14 protein-coding genes are annotated in these 15981 nt (G+C 66.6%); 10 read left to right on the forward strand and 4 right to left on the reverse strand.

Translation table 11 applies throughout. The features are described 5' to 3' along the window. Positions 1 to 87: 87 nt before the first annotated feature. From ACFTS5_RS23720 to ACFTS5_RS23730, 3 genes are all read right to left on the reverse strand, one after another. The gene (locus ACFTS5_RS23720) at positions 88 to 978 is read right to left on the reverse strand and encodes a L,D-transpeptidase (RefSeq protein ID WP_378634678.1); all 891 of its coding nucleotides are present in this window, start codon (positions 976 to 978) and stop codon (positions 88 to 90) included. Positions 979 to 1298: 320 nt separating this feature from the next. Then, positions 1299 to 2636, reverse strand: coding sequence for a cytochrome P450 (locus ACFTS5_RS23725; protein ID WP_378634681.1), 1338 nt, complete (start codon positions 2634 to 2636; stop codon positions 1299 to 1301). A gap of 8 nt (positions 2637 to 2644) precedes the next feature. Further along, positions 2645 to 3823, reverse strand: a complete 1179-nt coding sequence (locus ACFTS5_RS23730; RefSeq protein WP_378635252.1) for a serine hydrolase domain-containing protein — start codon at positions 3821 to 3823, stop codon at positions 2645 to 2647. Positions 3824 to 4006: 183 nt separating this feature from the next. On the opposite strand from ACFTS5_RS23730, the gene ACFTS5_RS23735 reads away from it, so the two are divergent. Together ACFTS5_RS23735 and ACFTS5_RS23740 are read left to right on the forward strand one after the other, a co-directional pair. Then, positions 4007 to 4627: a hypothetical protein gene (locus tag ACFTS5_RS23735; RefSeq protein ID WP_378634683.1), complete on the forward strand. Its 621-nt coding sequence runs from the start codon at positions 4007 to 4009 to the stop codon at positions 4625 to 4627. A gap of 38 nt (positions 4628 to 4665) precedes the next feature. Beyond that, complete coding sequence (locus tag ACFTS5_RS23740; RefSeq protein ID WP_378634686.1) at positions 4666 to 6114, forward strand: MFS transporter; 1449 nt, start codon at positions 4666 to 4668, stop codon at positions 6112 to 6114. Between the two features lie 63 nt (positions 6115 to 6177). Here ACFTS5_RS23740 and ACFTS5_RS23745 read toward each other — a convergent pair whose 3' ends face one another. Beyond that, on the reverse strand, positions 6178 to 6846 hold the full coding sequence (locus ACFTS5_RS23745) for a S1 family peptidase (RefSeq protein ID WP_378634688.1): 669 nt from the start codon (positions 6844 to 6846) through the stop codon (positions 6178 to 6180). A gap of 489 nt (positions 6847 to 7335) precedes the next feature. On the opposite strand from ACFTS5_RS23745, the gene ACFTS5_RS23750 reads away from it, so the two are divergent. From ACFTS5_RS23750 to ACFTS5_RS23785, 8 genes are read left to right on the forward strand one after another with little or no spacing between them, the layout of a single operon-like run. Continuing rightward, a complete protein-coding gene (locus ACFTS5_RS23750) occupies positions 7336 to 8190 on the forward strand; it encodes an ABC transporter permease (RefSeq protein WP_266294734.1) in 855 nt (284 codons plus the stop codon). 3 nt (positions 8191 to 8193) lie between these two features. Then, on the forward strand, positions 8194 to 9057 hold the full coding sequence (locus tag ACFTS5_RS23755; protein WP_378634691.1) for an ABC transporter permease: 864 nt from the start codon (positions 8194 to 8196) through the stop codon (positions 9055 to 9057). A gap of 7 nt (positions 9058 to 9064) precedes the next feature. Beyond that, positions 9065 to 10564, forward strand: a complete 1500-nt coding sequence (locus ACFTS5_RS23760; RefSeq protein WP_378634692.1) for an MlaD family protein — start codon at positions 9065 to 9067, stop codon at positions 10562 to 10564. Further along, positions 10561 to 11586, forward strand: coding sequence for an MCE family protein (locus tag ACFTS5_RS23765; RefSeq protein ID WP_378634694.1), 1026 nt, complete (start codon positions 10561 to 10563; stop codon positions 11584 to 11586). The genes ACFTS5_RS23760 and ACFTS5_RS23765 overlap by 4 nt, the downstream gene beginning before the upstream one ends. Beyond that, positions 11583 to 12578 (forward strand): MCE family protein, encoded by a 996-nt coding sequence (locus tag ACFTS5_RS23770; protein ID WP_378634697.1) that lies wholly within the window; start codon positions 11583 to 11585, stop codon positions 12576 to 12578. Before ACFTS5_RS23765 ends, ACFTS5_RS23770 begins: the two co-directional genes overlap by 4 nt. Continuing rightward, positions 12575 to 13678, forward strand: coding sequence for an MlaD family protein (locus tag ACFTS5_RS23775; protein WP_378634700.1), 1104 nt, complete (start codon positions 12575 to 12577; stop codon positions 13676 to 13678). The genes ACFTS5_RS23770 and ACFTS5_RS23775 overlap by 4 nt, the downstream gene beginning before the upstream one ends. Before the next feature lie 8 nt (positions 13679 to 13686). Continuing rightward, complete coding sequence (locus tag ACFTS5_RS23780) at positions 13687 to 14775, forward strand: MCE family protein (protein ID WP_378634703.1); 1089 nt, start codon at positions 13687 to 13689, stop codon at positions 14773 to 14775. Continuing rightward, on the forward strand, positions 14772 to 15950 hold the full coding sequence (locus tag ACFTS5_RS23785; RefSeq protein WP_378634706.1) for an MlaD family protein: 1179 nt from the start codon (positions 14772 to 14774) through the stop codon (positions 15948 to 15950). The genes ACFTS5_RS23780 and ACFTS5_RS23785 overlap by 4 nt, the downstream gene beginning before the upstream one ends. The last annotated feature ends 31 nt before the right edge of the window (positions 15951 to 15981 follow it).

Raw genomic sequence — 15981 nt, forward strand, 5'->3', positions numbered from 1 at the left:
CAGTGCCGATTACAGCAAAAACCCGAACAACACGACCTCGATTGATCGTATTGTTCGGGTTTTGTTCAGCGCATCGCGCTCAGTACATCAGTTCCAGTCGCCGAGACCGTCGCCCGCACTGAGGGTTCCGCCCTGGGTGCCGGTGATGACCACGGCGTCACCACGGCGCGAGTTCTCCAGGAACCACTTCGCGTCCTCGGTGCTCACGTTGAGGCAGCCGTGGCTGGCGTTCGAATAGCCCTGCTGCGCAACCGACCACGGCGCGGCATGCACGAAGATGCCGCTGTTGGAGATGCGGGTGGCGTATTCGACCTCGAGCTTGTAGCCCTCGGGATCGGTGACCGGCACGCCGTAGGTGGACGAGTCCATGGTCATCTTCTCGAGCCGCTCACCCACGATGTAGGTGCCGTTGGGGGTCTCGTGGCCGGTCTTGCCGAGCGAGGTCGGCATCTCGCGCACGACTTCACCGTTGATCGTCACGACGATCATCTTGGTGGCGTCGTCGACGGTGGCGACGAACGCGTCACCGATGTGGAACGCGCTGGAGGTGCCACCCGCGACCACGGTCACATTGGTGTTGGCCGGCCAGAACTCGGCGGGCTTCCAGCGGACCTGCTTGCTGGAGGTCCAGTAGAAGTAGCCGGGCGCGTTGGTGCTCGAGGTGACCTTGATGGCCCGCTCGGCGGCCGCGCGGTCCTCGACCGGCTCCTGGAAGGTGATGATGATCGGCTGCGCGACGCCGACGGTCTCGCCGTCGGCGATGTTGATGTTCGGCGGCGCGAAGGGCGCCTGCTGCGCGGGCTCGTTCACCGCGGGCTGGCTCGAACCGGCGCCGAAGCCCGGCAGAGTCGGCTGAGCCTGCGCGGGCACGGCGATCAACGCGCCGGTCGCTGCGATCGCTGCCGACAGCAGCAGACCCCGGCGGAGCCAGTGCGATTGCCGCATATTTGCCTCGTAGTGCATAGGTTTCTCGTCCATTCCATCTCTCGTACCGCGTGCGGCGGCGCGAGATCTACTCAGTGACGCTCGTTCTCATGTGCCGTAGAGGCCGCAGCGGGTCTCTACGGGGTAACGACTTCCCCGACCCTGACCCTCCATTACTACCCGCACCAGGTGACACGGTGCCAGCCGCGCCGAGCGGTGATAACAGGCCCGCAACTATGTGCTGTGGGTCACATAACATGCTGTTATTCATCGGCTTTCGTCAAACGCCGCGCTCACAGCGGCGAGTCGGCGGCGGTGCGTGCGAACAGCGGGGAAACACACCGGTGTGACTCTCAAACGTCACGTGAGGCAGATCACCCGGTGCGTGTGAAGTGGATCGCCCGATCCGGTGCGGTCGCGAGATTGCGGGGCACGGTGCGCGGTCGCCCACCGAGCGCCAGCGCGGGATCCAGGGTCAACCGGACCTCGGTCAGCAGCGTGGCCAGCACGATCCGCAGCTCGTAGTCGGCCAGTGTCGCGCCGATACAGCGCCGGTGACCGCCGCCGAACGGCGCGAACTCGAATGGCGTGACGGTGCGGTCGAGGAACCGGTCGGGGTGGAACAGGTGCGGTGCGGGCCAGGTGGACGGTTGGCTGTGCAGCACGCCGACGGCAAGGCCGATGGTGGCGCCCGCCGCCACGTCGACCCCGAGCCAGCGCAGCGGCTCCTTCACCGTGCGCAGCACGATCGGCACCGGTGGATGCAGGCGCAGGGTTTCCTGGCAGACGGCGTCGAGCAGCGGTAGCCGGGCCTGCTCGGCCGGGTCGTCGCCCGCGGTGAGTAGCTCGGTGAGCAGTCGGGCGAGCAGGCCGGGTTCACGGTGCAGGTGGTAGAGCGCCCAGGTGAGCGTGGTCGCGGTGGTTTCGTGGCCCGCGACGAGCAGGGTGCGCAGCTGCTCGCACAGTTCGGCATCGGTGAGGGTGGTGCCGTCGTCGTAGCGGGTGGCGAGGAGGAGATCGAGCAGGTCACCGTCGGCGGGGCCGGTGCGGCGCCGGCGGGTGATGTCGGCCAGGATCAGCTCGTCGAGCCGCTCCCGAGCCGCGGTGAACCGCTCCCACGGACCGAAACCGCCTATGCCACGGCGCAATACGGGCGCAACCAGGAGCGGGGTGGTGAAGGCGGTCAGGAAATCGGTGACCACGCCGCCGTATTCGGCCGCGCGATCGGAATCGGCGCCGAACACCGCGGCGAGGATGACGCGCAAGGTGATGGCGCGCGCTGCCGCCAGCGAATCGATGCGCGTGCCGAGCTGCCAGGGACCTCGTGCACCGTGATGGATCTCGTTCAGTGTCGCCTCGCGAATCACCTTGCCCAGCAGTCGCACCCGCGCGCCGTGCAGTGCGGGTGCCAGCAGCGCGCGGTCGGTGCGATGCCGCGTCCCGGAACTCAGAATCAGCGACGCGGCCCCGACCATCGGCTCGATCGGATTCGGCCGCGGCGGCTCGAGCAGCGCCACCGGCGCCCGGAACAACGCGCGCGCGCCCTCGGCCGTTCCGGTGAACAGCACCGGCGGAAACCCGGGGAACCCGACCGCGAACGGATCACTGCGCGCGGCGCGTCGTCGCAGGTAGCCCTCGAAATCCCGCCCCGCGGCCACGCCGTGCAGCAGGGACAACCGCGGCGCGGTGGGCGCAGGGCTCGGCGAACTCATGCCCAGTACTACGTGGCACCCCTTCGAGAGGTTCGATCGCCGCGCACCGTCCCCTGCGCCATCGCCGCCAGCTTGGCCAACCGCGCGTCACCGAGCGCCGTCACGGCCCCGCCCAGCCGATTGGTGACGAACGCGATCGACATCCCCAGATCGGGATCGGCATAGGCACCGGAGCCGCCGACACCGTAGTGGCCGAAGGCATGTCGTGGTTGCTGCTTGGTCATCAGTACCGGCCGGTGGTAGCCGAGGGTGAACCGCAGCGGCAGTCCGAGGACATAGTCGCGACTGCTCGTCTGCTGGGTGCGGTTGATCGTCTCGATCGTCTCCGGCCGCAGGAACCGCACGTCGCCCACCTGCCCACCGTTGGCGAGGGCCCCGTACATCCTGGCCAGTGCCCGCGCCGAGAACACCCCGTTCCAGCCGGGCATCACCGCGTCGTGCACCCGCGGATCGCGGACCAGTTCGTCGAAGCTCTCCGGCATACCCGCCTCGGCCAGACCACGCGCCGGTCGCACCCACGACAGCACCGACGACGCGGTGTTCCAGCGGATCCCCGGTGGCGCCAGATGCGGAAAGATCTTCGCGATCCGATGCCGCTCGCCCCGCGGCACCTGGAACCAGAACTCGTCGATTCCCAAGGGCTGGGCCACTTCTCGGCGCAATACCGCCGTGAACGGATCGCCGGTGACCCGCTGCACGATCTCGGCGACCAGCCAGCCGAAGGTGATCGCGTGATAGCCCGAGGTGCGGATGCGGCGCGGGTCGGCGGGGCTCTCGGCCAGGGCGGTCACCACCGCGTCGTAGTCGAGAATGCCCTCGCGACCCGGCACCAGCCCGCGCACGCGGTGCAGGCCCGCGCGATGGGACAGCACATCACGCACGGTGATGTCGTCCTTGCCGTGCGACCCGAACTCCGGCCAGTAGGTGGCCACCGGCTCCTCGTAATCGATGAGCCCGCGCTCGGCCAGCCGATGCAGCACGGTGGCGGCGACACCCTTGCCGGTGGAGAAGGTGAGCGCGATGTTCTCGCCGGTCCAGCGCTGATCCTTGGCCGCCCAGCCGGCCCAGATGTCGACGACCGGGCGTCCGTCCAGGTAGATGGCCAGCGCACCGCCGCCACGACTGGGCTGGGCGAACATCCCGAAGAAGTGATCCGCGAGCCGGATGAAGCGCGGATCGACCACCATTTGCCGTGGCGCCGCGAAGTCGTCGACCGGTGCTGACACGATGGATACCTCCTGATACACGCGATCGGGGGCCCCGCGCCGCACACGGCGACCGGAATCCCAAGGGTATCGCAGGGACAGACCCGCCGGTTGGAGTCGACGGGGGTGGCTCCGGTGGTGTATTCACAATGGGTGTTTGCAGATTTGCCAATCGGCCGGCTCGTCGGCGCGATCGCCATCACCGTGACCGCGTTCGTCTCGACCGGTTGCGGAGGCACCATCGACGGCCACGCCCAGCCGGCGATCGATGTCGTCCCCGCGACCAGCACCGCGACGCCGACCACCAAGCCGGGCAAATCGACCACCGGCAAACCCACCGCGAGCAAGCCCGCGCCGACCTCGAGCAAGGGCGGCAAGACCGACTTCCAGGCCAACGTCGGCGACTGCGTCGCGCTCGGCGGCACGGTCAACGACGCGACCATCGAGAAGGCCGCGTGCGGTAGCCGTTCGTCGAACTACAAGGTCATCGGCAAGGCCAAGACCAGCAACGGCTGCGTCGGCGACCGCGACAACTTCTACGCCGAGACGCTCAACGGCATCGAGACCGGCGCCCTGTGCCTCGACATCGACTGGGTCGTCGGCGGCTGCATCGACGTGGGCGGCGACGAACCCAAGCGCATCGAGTGCGGCGAGGGCGGGACCGAACCGGTCAAGGTCATCACGATCAACAAGAACTCCGACAGCGTCGACGACTGCCCCGATGCCGCCGATTCCGGCTTCAAGTACGCCGAGCGCCACGTCGTCGTCTGCGTGGAGAGCCTGTAGTCCCTACGAAAGACGTGGGTGGCGGCTAGTTTGGAGTAGTGCCACAGACGGTTCGGCTGAACTCGGCCACGGGCCGGTGGATTCTGCTCGCCACCATCCTCGGCTCGTCGATGGCGTCGCTGGACGCCACCGTCGTCTCCGTCGCGCTGCCACGGATCGGCGAATCGCTGCACACCGATGTCGCCGGGTTGCAGTGGACCGTGAACGGTTACACGCTCACGCTGGCCTCCTTCATCCTGCTCGGCGGTTCGCTCGGCGACCGGCTCGGCCGTCGGCGCGTCTTCGTCTGGGGCATCGTCGGATTCGCGATCACCTCGCTGCTGTGCGCGGCCGCGGTGAACATCGAGATGCTCGTGGCCGCGCGCTTGCTGCAAGGCGTGGCGGGCGCATTGCTCACCCCGGGCAGCTTGGCGCTGATCTCGGCGTCGATCGATCGACGCGACCAGGGCAGTGCGATCGGACTGTGGTCCGGTCTCGGCGGGGTGGCCGGTGCGTTCGGGCCACTGCTCGGTGGTGGCTTGATCGATCTGGTCGGCTGGCGGGCGATCTTCCTGCTCAATGTGCCGCTCGCGCTGGTGGTCGCCGTCGTCACGCTCAAATATGTCCCGGAGAGCCGTGATCCGGAGGCGCCCGCGCGGATCGACATACCGGGCGCGGTGATCGTCGCGCTCGCGCTCGGTGCGCTCACACTGGGACTCATCGATTCCCGGGTGGTGCTGGTGGCGGTCGGGCTGGCCGCGCTGGCGTGTTTCGTGCTGGTGGAGCTGCGCAGCCCCAATCCGCTGGTGCCGCCGTCGCTGTTCCGGTCGCGGGTGTTCACGGTGGCGAATCTGGTGACGTTGCTCGTGTACGCCGCGCTCGGCGGCGTCTTCTTCCTGCTGGTGCTGCAATTGCAGCTGGTGGCCGGGTACTCGCCGATGGCCTCGGGTGCCGCCGGACTGCCTGTCACCCTGCTGATGCTGGTGCTCTCGGCGCCCGCGGGCCGATGGGCGCAGCAGCACGGGCCGCGGATTCCGATGACGTTCGGTCCGCTGCTGGCCGCGGGCGGCGTGTTCGCGTTGCAGCGGATCGGACCGGGCGCGGACTATCTCACCGATGTGCTGCCCGGCGTGTTCGTCTTCGGGCTCGGACTGTCGGTGCTGGTAGCGCCGTTGACCGGCGCGGTGCTCGCCGCGGTGCGCGAGGGCGAGGCCGGCATCGCGTCCGGGGTGAACAATGCCGTGGCGCGAACGGCACAGCTACTCGCCGTGGCGGCGTTGCCAGGGGTGGCCGGGTTGTCCGGTGCATTCGACGACCCGGTCGCCTTCGCCGCCGGCTTCGACACCGCGATGCGCTGGTGCGCGTTGTTGCTGCTGATCGGCGCGGGGGTCGCGGCGGTCCTGCTCCGCGTGCCGCGTCAGCCTCCGCAGCCCGAACGCGTCGACTGCCTGCCGCATTGCGCGGGCGCCGACGGACCCGCACTGGCGCCGAAATCGCTTGCCACATAGCGAGAGCGGGCCGCGTGGACAACCACGCGACCCGCTCGACATCCAGGGAGTACGGGCGAGGGACTAGATCGGGTGATAGCCCGAACCCACGCCGCCGCGGGCGTTGATGTCGTCCATGATCGAATTCATGTTCGTCCCGACCTCGGGCCCGAAGCAGGCCAGCGCGAGATAGGCGTTGACCATGCCGACCAGTGTCGAGCCGACGACGACCGGCGCGCCGGAATCGCCCTCGACCACGCACATCTGCGACCAGGTCTCGGTATTGGTCGCGAACACGTCGCCCCAGGTGATGCCGCAGGTATTGCCGGTGGTCCGGCCTTCCTTACAGACGATCGTCGGGAACTGTGCCGGTCCGCCGACGCCGGTGATGGTGACGTTGCCGATCCGGTTGACCGGGATGATCCGGCCCGGCGTGAACTCGATGACCGCGTAGTCGAGTTCGGAGTTGCTGTACACGAAACGGCCGATCTCGCCGTAGCCTCGATCCACCTCGGCGCTGACCGGCGCGCCCGCGTCGCCGCAGTGGCCCGCGGTCAGTCCGACCAGCCTGCCCGCGCCGTCGTGTCCCACCGTGGTGACGGTGCACTCGAACGCGTTGTCGATCACGATGCCGGAGCCGCCGCCGATCACCGGGGGGCCTGCTTGCGCGTTGGCCGCACCGGTGCCCAGCAGAGCTGCACCGAGGGCGAGGGCGAAGGCGGTGTTGGCCACCTTGGCGAGTTTGCTGAACATGTCCCTCCAGATGTCGGAAGTTCGCACAGTATCAATACGGTCTGTCTATCGTGCCTGTATTCGGTCCCGGGCGCGCCCCCGGACCGGTGCGTTTGCCGCCGTGTCGTGCGGGTCTTCCCGAAGTGGTTGTCATAGCGATTCCCTATTGCAATCGCAGAGCGGCGCGTCGTTCGTGATTCTCGCGTGAAGTGTTCGGATAATTCGACGAGGACTTCGTTATGAATGACAAAGTTCCGCAATATTCCTTTACCGCGACCGCTGGTACTGGGAAACCATGTAGGAAAAGGACTTCGCGGGTAATCCCAGGAATCCCCGAATTGCGGGCTGTAGGGTCCGGCATGGCCGGTCTCATAGCCGTTTCGGACAGTGACCTCTATCTATGACAGCGCTCACATGTCGGTGATGTGTTCTGCGCTACTCCGTAGTAAGGTGCGTCAAGCAAACAAGTCGCCGGGGCGTTGAGGGCCCGGCGTCGAGAGGGGTTATGCAGTGCAGTCGACCGAGAGTCCGCCCACACGTTCACGAGTCAGCGAGGCTGTCGACTGGACGAAGGGCCTTTGGGACGACCACCCGAAGAAGTCGCTGGAAACCTTCGGTCGACAGATCACGATGGGTATCGAAGCGATCACGGAGTTGATCGTCGCGATCTTCCGTCGGCGTTTTCCTTTCGACGAGTTCGTCCGGCAGTCCGCGTTCATGGCCAGTGTCGCCGCGGCGCCGACGCTGCTGGTCGCCATCCCGATCGCGGTGATCGTCTCGATCCAGGTCGGCGCGGTCGCGGGCCAGGTCGGTGCTACGTCGTTCATCGGCGCGGCCAACGGCCTCGGCATCATCCAGCAGGGCGCCCCGCTGGTCACCGCGCTGATGATCGCCGGTGCCGTCGGTTCGGCCATCTGCGCCGACCTCGGTTCCCGCACCATCCGTGAAGAGATCGACGCGATGAAGGTCATGGGTGTCGACCCGCTGCGCCGCCTGGTGGCTCCCCGCCTCGGCGCCGCGATGCTGGTCAGCTTCCTGCTCTGCGGCTTCGTCGTCTTCGTCGGCTTCCTGACCGGCTACATGTTCAACATCTTCGCCCAGGGCGGTACGCCCGGCTCCTACATGAGCACCTTCGCCTCGTTCGCGGTCACCCGCGACCTCGCGGTGGCGCTGTTGAAGTCGGTCCTGTTCGGTCTGATCGCCTCGATCATCGCCTGCGACTGCGGCCTGAACGCTCGCGGTGGTCCCGGTGGTGTCGCCAACGCGGTGAACTCCGCGGTGGTCAGCTCCACCGTCATGCTGCTCGGTGTCAACGTGGCGATCACCCAGATCTACGCCGCCGTCTTCCCCCCACAGGTGGTCTGAGCCATGTCATCTACGTACGTACCTCCGCTACTGCGACCGATCCGGTCGCTGCAGAAGGCCAGCAAGGCGCCCGGCGACATGCTCGCCCGCCTCGGCCACCAGGTCTTCTTCTTCCTGCGTTCGGTCGGGTCCATCCCGCTGGCCTTCAAGCAGTACCCGAAGGAGGTCTGGCGGCTGCTCTCCGACGTCACCTGGGGTAACGGCAACATCGTCGTCGGTGGTGGCACCATCGGCGTCATCCTGATCATCAGCGCCTTCGGCGGGATGACGGTGGCCATTCAGGGCCACACCTCGCTGAACCTGCTCGGATTGAGCCCCATCACGGGCGCGATCTCGGCCTTCGCCACCACCCGCGAGCTCGGCCCGCTGCTGGCGGCCTTGGCCTTCGCGGCCCAGGCGGGCTGTCGATTCACCGCACAGCTGGGCGCCATGCGCATCTCCGAGGAGATCGACGCGCTCGAGTCGGTGGCGATTCGCCCGCTGCCCTACCTGGTGAGCACCCGGATGATGGCCGCGGTGATGGCGATCGTGCCGCTGTACTGCCTCGGTCTGACCATGGCCTACCTGGCCTGCTCGGTCACCGTGCAATTGATCGGCGGTACGGCGTCGGGCACCTACTCGCACTACTTCTTCCAATTCCTGGTGCCGACGGACGTCCTCTACTCCCTGCTCAAGGCGATCATCTTCGTCATGATCACGACGTTCATCCAGTGCTACTACGGCTTCTTCGCCTCGGGCGGTCCCGAAGGCGTCGGCGTGGCGGCCGGCCGCGCGATCAAGATGTGCATCATCCTGGTCGTGTTCGCCGACCTCCTCATGACATTGGCGATCTGGGGCATCAACCCCGGTATCAGGATCTCGGGGTAGGCGCGCGATGATCATCGATCCCAGTGGGCGCGGTCCCACCATGAAGCAGTTGTACGTGGCCGGTACCGCCGGTCTGATCGTCTTCGGCGTCATCCTGGCCTTCCTCACGGCCCGCTACCAGGGCTACTTCGTTCCCAAGGTCAACGTGGTCGCGAACCTGTCGACCACCGGTGACGGCCTGCCCTCCGATGCCGACGTGAAGTTCCGCGGCGTGCTCGTGGGCGTGGTGAAGAACGTCGAGATCGGCAAGAGCGCCGAGCAGAAGGTGAACATCGAGCTCAAGCCCGAGTTCGCCGACGGCATCCCCAACACCGTCACCGCCCGCGTGGTGCCCTCCAACCTCTTCGCGGTCACGTCCGTGGAGCTGGTCTACAACGGTGCGAACAGCCAGCACCTGAAGGAGGGCTCGCAGATCCCCGAGGACCGCAGCCAGGGCACCATCGCGCTGCAGGACACGCTCACCACGGTGCGCGACATCCTCGACGAGGTCGATCCGGTGCAGCTGGGTCGCGTGCTCGGCACGCTCACCCAGGCGCTCGACGGCAGCGGCCGGGTTCCCGGCTCGACCATCCAGCGCCTCGACCACTGGCTGACCACGGTCGCCGACGCGGGCCCGAACGTGGGCGGCATGCTGGACAACTTCTCCAACTCCGCGCACGCGCTGAACCAGTCGGCGCCGGAACTGCTCGACGTGCTCGGCTCCTCGGTGCAGACCGCGAACACCATCGCCACCAAGCGCGAACAGCTGATCGCGCTGCTGGCCGGTGCGAGCGCCACCACCGACCGGGTGAACGACCTGTTCGCGTCGAATCCCGATGTGGGCAAGGAAGTCACGGTCGGTATGAACGCCACCCTGGGTGCGCTGGCCGCCGACCCCGCGTCGATCACCAAGACCTTCCAGGTCTTCGGTCCCTCGCTGGCCCAGCTCAACACCACCTTCCACGGTGGACCGAGCGGCAAGCAGATGGTGTGGAACGCCGGCCTGACCTTCACGCCGTACCAGCCCAACACCGTCGCCGACTGCCCGCGCTACGGCGACCTGCTCGGACCGAGCTGCTTTACCGCACCGGCCGAGGCCTCGCTGCCGGCGATCCCGGACAACCTGCGTCCGCGCAAGCTCGACTCGGCCGCGGGTCTCCCGCCGCTGGTGTCGATCCCGGGCATGCCCGACATCCCGGGTCTCACCAGTCCCGGTGTCGCGCCGATGCACACGGCCAACGGCACCGAGATCAAGCCGTTCCAGGGCACGCCGCTCGAGGGTCTCGTCCCCTCGATCCAGATTCCGGGCCTGCCCGGTGTGCTGGGTGGCGCGCCCGCTCCCGCGGCCGCTCCGGCCGCGGCGCCCGCTCCGGCGAGCGTGCCCACCGCGACACCGATCTCCTACTCCGGTGACGCGGCGATGACTCAGCTGCTCGGTCGCAAGCCGAACGCGTCCGAATATCTGCTGCTCGGTCCGATTTTGAAGGGCGGAACCCTGCAAGTGTCCGAAAACGGGGGTGGCGCATGAGTATCCGTAAGCCACTGATCGGGTTCAGTATCTTCGCGCTCGTGTCACTGCTCGTCACCGTGGTCGTGTGGAACACACTGGCTCGCACGGTCGACGGTGACACCCGCAAGTACACCGCGATCTTCACCGACGTCCTCGGGCTGCGGCCCGGCGACGATGTCCGGATGGCCGGCGTACGCGTCGGCAAGGTCGAGAAAATCGAGCTCGACGGCAAGAACGACGCCAAGGTGTCGTTCATCGTGCAGAGCGACCAGACCCTGTTCAACGACACCAAGGCGCTGGTCAGGTACCAGAACCTGATCGGTCAGCGCTATGTGGCGCTGACCCCGGGCGCGACGCCGAGCCCGGAGGCGCTCAAGAGCGGCTCCACCATTCCGCTCGACCGCACCGAGCCCTCGTTCGATATCTCGGCCCTGCTCAACGGTTTCCAGCCGCTGTTCCAGGCGCTCGAGCCCGCCGAGGTCAACGCGATGTCGGAGACCCTGATCCAGGCGCTGCAGGGCGACGGGGTTTCGCTGTCGGCGTTCATCGTTCAGGCGGCCCAGCTGGCTACCGATTTCCAGCGTCGCGACGCGATCCTGTCCGACGTGATCACCAACCTGTCCGGTGTGATGGCCGGGTTGGCAAAGCGAGGGGATGAATTGGAGACCCTGATTACCCAGACCAGGGCGTTGATCGGCGGACTCTACGACCAGGGTCAGTCGCTGCAGGCGTCCACGGTCACCCTCGCCGATTCCACGACCGCGCTGGTCGGGATGATGACCAAGATCCAGCCGAAGCTGGCTGCGACCCAGAACTCGACCACCGCGGCGCTGAATCTGCTGCTGGCCAACGGCGCCAAGCTCGACCAGGTCGCGATCGACATGCCTTCCATGCTCGCCGACCTCGGCCGGATGACATCGGAAGGCACCCACGCCAACGCCTACCTGTGTGGTCTGGACATCTCGCTCTACGGGGTTCTGTTCCCGCGCGGTCTGGTCAGCCAGATCGGTGGCACCGGCCATTCCGAGGTGTGCAGATGAGCAAGATCAAGTCAGCCTTCGTCGGTAACCGCAACTTCTGGCTGGGTGTGATCGGTGCGCTGTGCATCGTGTTGCTGCTGGTCGGTTCGAGCATCTACCAGTTCATCGGGCTCGGAAAACAGTCCATCGACGCGGAATTCGTGCAGGCCGCGGGCATCAAGACCGGTGACAAAGTCGCGGTCTCGGGTGTGCAGGTCGGCACGGTCTCCGGCGCCAAGATCGAGGGCGATCACGTGGTGGTCACCCTCGACGTGGACAGCTCGCTCAAGCTCGGTCCCGACGCGCACGCCGCGATCAAGATGGCGACCCTGCTCGGCGCGCGCTACGTGGACCTGCAGCCGGGCGACGGCACGGGTCTGAAGAACAAGACGATCCCGCGCAACAACACCGACGTGCCGTACAACATCGCCGATGTGGTGCAGGTCGGTACGCCCAAGTTCGAGGCGCTCGACACCAAGAAGCTCGCCGCCTCGCTCAACACCATCAACTCCCAGCTCGGCGATTCGCCGGAGCTGGTCGCCCAGGCGCTCGACAGCGTCGGCGCGGTCGCGAAGGTCGTCGACCAGCGCAAGGGTGAGGTCGACAGTCTGATCAAGGACCTCAACCGGGTCACCCAGCTGCTCGCCGACAACCGCAACTCGATCCTGCTCGTCATCACCCAGGGCGAGGCCATCGCCAACCGGGTGATGGAACGGCAGAGTCTGCTGCGCCAGCTGCTGGACAATGTCGCCACGCTGACCCGTCAGCTGGAGGAGATCGGCGCCCAGAACGGCGATCAGTTCGGCGGCACCATCAGCCAGCTCAACACCATGGCCGAGGGTCTGCAGAAGAACAAGGACAATCTCGACAAGCTGCTGCAGATCGGTCAGCCCACGGCGCGCTACTTCAACAACGCGCTCGGCAACGGTAACTACGGTTCGGTCGCACTGCCGTGGTTGTTCCCGGACAACTGGCTGTGCTTCGTTCAGGTGATCCAGGGGTGCCAAGGATGAAACTGACCAACAAGCTCCGCATCGCGCGGACCATGATGATCGCCACCACCGCACTGGCCCTCGGCAGCTGCTCGCTGATGCCGAGCCAGTTCGACGACGCGCTCGGCCGCTCGACCAAGATCACCGCCGACTTCGAGAACATCGCGGGCATGTACGAGGGCAACGAGGTCATGGTCCTCGGCCTCGCGGTGGGCAAGGTCGACAAGATCGTGCCCAAGGGCACCTACGTCGAGGTCCACATGACCGTCGACGCCGGCGTCAAGATCCCGAAAGACGCGATCGCGGCGATCATCTCGCCCTCGATCGTCACCGACCGCCACATCGAGGTGAGCCCGCCGTTCACCGGCGGTGAAGCGCTGAAGTCCGGCGATCACCTGCCCAAGGCGCGCACCAGGACGCCGGTCGAGCTGGACACGATGATCAAGACCATCGACCAGTTCGCCGCCGCCCTGAAGCCCGAACCCGGCCAGGAGGGTCTCGGCCCGCTGTCGGGCCGGGTGCTCTACCCGGTGCTCAACGGCAACGGTCAGAAGATCCGCGAAACCCTCGACGCGCTCTCGGGTGCGTTGAAGGTCGGTGTCGACAACAAGGACGCCATCGCCAACATCATCATCAAGCTCAACGAGCTCACGACGATGCTGGCCGACAACGATCAGTCCGTGCGCGACTTCAGCGACCGGGTGACCGCCATGTCGGGGCTGCTCGCCGACCAGGCGCCCGGTCTGCAGGCCACCCTCGATCAGCTCAACCAGTTCCTGAACAACACCTCGACGACCTTCGCCGGGCATCAGGAAGAACTGGCCGCCTCGCTGACCGGCCTGACCACCGTGACCAACCAATTGCGCGCCAACTCGGGCGCGATGGTCGAGATCGTCGACATCGTGCCGCTGCTGATGCAGAACATCGACGGCGCGATCAACAAGGAAAAGGGCTTCGTCCGCCTGCAGGCGCTGATCGGCACCGCCCTCTCGGGCGAGATCGTCAGCGCGTTCTGTGAGCGGATCCAGATGCGTCCCGATGGTTGCCGCACCACCGGCAACGTCCAGGACTTCGGCCCCGACTACGGGCTCACCGCCGCACTGCTCGGACTGACGAAATGAACCGACGAATGACGATGAAGGCCCGCCGCGCGCTGCTCTCCGCGGCCGCACTGGCCACGGTCACGATCACGACCGGCTGTGGCTTCACCGTGGAGGACCTGCCGCTGCCCAAGCCGGGCACCGGCGGCGAGACCTACACCCTGCACGCGAAGTTCGAGAACGCGCTGAACCTGCCCGACCAGGCCAAGGTGAAGGTCGGTGGTTCTGATGTCGGCGTCGTGTCGGCGATCACGACCAAGAACTTCGAAGCCGTGGTCGACATGGAGATCAACACCGACTTCAAGCTGCCGAAGGGCAGTACGGCGGAGTTGCGCCAGGCCACTCCCCTCGGTGACGTCTTCATCGCGCTGAGCAGCCCGAAGAATGTGGCAGGCGCGCCCGACATGGCCGCGGGCGACACGTTCACCCTGGAGTCCACCTCGGCCGGCGCCACGGTGGAAGAGCTGCTGGTCTCGGTGTCGATGCTGTTCAACGGCGGCGGTGTCGCCAGTCTGAGCCGGCTCGGCACCGAACTCGGCTCGATCCTCAACGGGCACGGCACCGAACTCGGCCATCTGATCTACGAGATGACCGGCGTCATCGGCGAACTGAACGCCAACAGCACCAAGGTCGACTCGGTGCTGACGGAGTTCAACACCCTCGCCAACACCATCGAGGCCAACAAGGGCCAGCTCGGCCAGGTGGCCGACACGCTGCCCCAGGCCATCGGCGCGATCGCCGAGAACAACCGGGCGATCGGCGACCTGCTCAGCAAGCTGGCCACGGCCACCGCCGCCATCGGTGACTACTCCAACACCACCGGTGATCAGCTCTCCGACCTGCTCACCAATCTCGACAACCTGATGAACGCGCTGGCCGCGACCGGTAACGACTTCGGCTACGTGATGGATCAGCTGCACGCGATCCGCCCCGGCGCCAACCAGACGTTCAAGGGCAAGAGCCTGGCGCCGTACGCGACGCTGACCAACCTCGACGTGGGCCTGTTGACCGACCCGGCGAACAGCAAGCTCTGGGACTTGAAAGATGTGAACGATTTCGTCGGCAGCTTCATCCAGGTGCTGCAGATCGTTCAGGGCCGAGTGGGAGGCCACCGATGAGCAGGCTGAAGAAGTTCGCGAGCAGCAAGATCTTGCTGGCGAACAGCGCGCTCGTAGTCGTGCTGTTGCTCGGTGGGACGTATCTGCTGGTGAACGTGATGCGGGTCAATCCGCTGCGGTCCGAGTACGACGTCACCGTCAACCTGGATCGCTCCGGCGGTCTGCAGCCGGGCAACGACGTGACCATGCGCGGATTCCGGATCGGCAAGGTCACCTCGATCGAGCTGATCAACGACGGTGACGCGATCGCCGCCAAGACCCGGATCGACAAGGACTTCAAGATCCCGGTCGACACCATGATCCAGGTGGCGGCGCTGTCGGCGGCGGGCGAGCAGTACATCGACTTCCGTCCGAAGAGCGATGTCGGCCCGTTCCTCAGTGACGGCGCGGTGATCAAGTACAGCCCGGAGCAGATCCAGACGCCGGTTCCGGTGTGGGCGGTGCTCGACGACACGAGCGCGCTGATCGCCCAGGTGAATCCGAAGCAGTTCGACGTGATCCTCGACGAGCTCGACATCGCGCTCGGCGCCGGTCCCGACCAGCTGCGCGGCCTGATCAACGGCGTCAGCCTGGTGGTCGCGGGTCTGGACAACCTGCTCCCGCAGACGGTGAATCTCATCGCCAACCTGCGGGTGATCGCCGAGACCACCTCGAACGCCCAGCCTGATCTGCAGACGCTCACCCAGAATTCGGGTGCGCTGCTCACGCAGTTCAACAACGCCAACGCAGAGCTGCAGGGCGTGCTCGACAACGCGCCCGGTCAGTTCGAAACTCTCGGCGCGGTGCTCGACGCGACCGCCGACCCGATCAGTTCGCTGGCGGCCAACTTCGTGGCGATCACCAAGGCGGCGCAGCTGCGTCAGCCCGCCCTGCGGCTGCTGTTCCCGTCGCTGGCACTGGGGCTCGGATCGATCAGCGCCCCGGCGCACGACGGCGAGTTCCACACCATCATCGACATCTGGCCGCGGCCGACGTGTAACTACGACACCCAGTACCGGCGCAACGAAGAGGTGCAGGACGGCAGTATCCCGAAGTGGAACTACTGCACCAATCCGACCTCTGACCTGCAGATCCGTGGTTCGGCCAATGCCCCGCGGCCGAACGTGCCCAACAACGGCGCGCAGATGCCGCCGGGTGTCGACCCGAATGAGCGCACGCCCATTCCCGCCAAGTAAGGCTTGTGGATGCCCGGCCAGGTTGTTCACA

Origin of the sequence: Nocardia sp. NPDC056952, assembly GCF_042674185.1 — a bacterium.
Classification (GTDB): domain Bacteria; phylum Actinomycetota; class Actinomycetes; order Mycobacteriales; family Mycobacteriaceae; genus Nocardia.

Bases quoted from the DNA above. Each gene is read 5' to 3' on its own strand.
- ACFTS5_RS23720 (WP_378634678.1), bottom strand. From the start codon at position 978: ATGGACGAGAAACCTATGCACTACGAGGCAAATATGCGGCAATCGCAC.
- ACFTS5_RS23725 (WP_378634681.1), bottom strand. From the start codon at position 2,636: ATGAGTTCGCCGAGCCCTGCGCCCACCGCGCCGCGGTTGTCCCTGCTG.
- ACFTS5_RS23730 (WP_378635252.1), bottom strand. From the start codon at position 3,823: ATGGTGGTCGATCCGCGCTTCATCCGGCTCGCGGATCACTTCTTCGGG.
- ACFTS5_RS23745 (WP_378634688.1), bottom strand. From the start codon at position 6,846: ATGTTCAGCAAACTCGCCAAGGTGGCCAACACCGCCTTCGCCCTCGCC.
- ACFTS5_RS23755 (WP_378634691.1), top strand. From the start codon at position 8,194: ATGTCATCTACGTACGTACCTCCGCTACTGCGACCGATCCGGTCGCTG.
- ACFTS5_RS23760 (WP_378634692.1), top strand. From the start codon at position 9,065: ATGATCATCGATCCCAGTGGGCGCGGTCCCACCATGAAGCAGTTGTAC.
- ACFTS5_RS23765 (WP_378634694.1), top strand. From the start codon at position 10,561: ATGAGTATCCGTAAGCCACTGATCGGGTTCAGTATCTTCGCGCTCGTG.
- ACFTS5_RS23770 (WP_378634697.1), top strand. From the start codon at position 11,583: ATGAGCAAGATCAAGTCAGCCTTCGTCGGTAACCGCAACTTCTGGCTG.
- ACFTS5_RS23775 (WP_378634700.1), top strand. From the start codon at position 12,575: ATGAAACTGACCAACAAGCTCCGCATCGCGCGGACCATGATGATCGCC.
- ACFTS5_RS23780 (WP_378634703.1), top strand. From the start codon at position 13,687: ATGACGATGAAGGCCCGCCGCGCGCTGCTCTCCGCGGCCGCACTGGCC.
- ACFTS5_RS23785 (WP_378634706.1), top strand. From the start codon at position 14,772: ATGAGCAGGCTGAAGAAGTTCGCGAGCAGCAAGATCTTGCTGGCGAAC.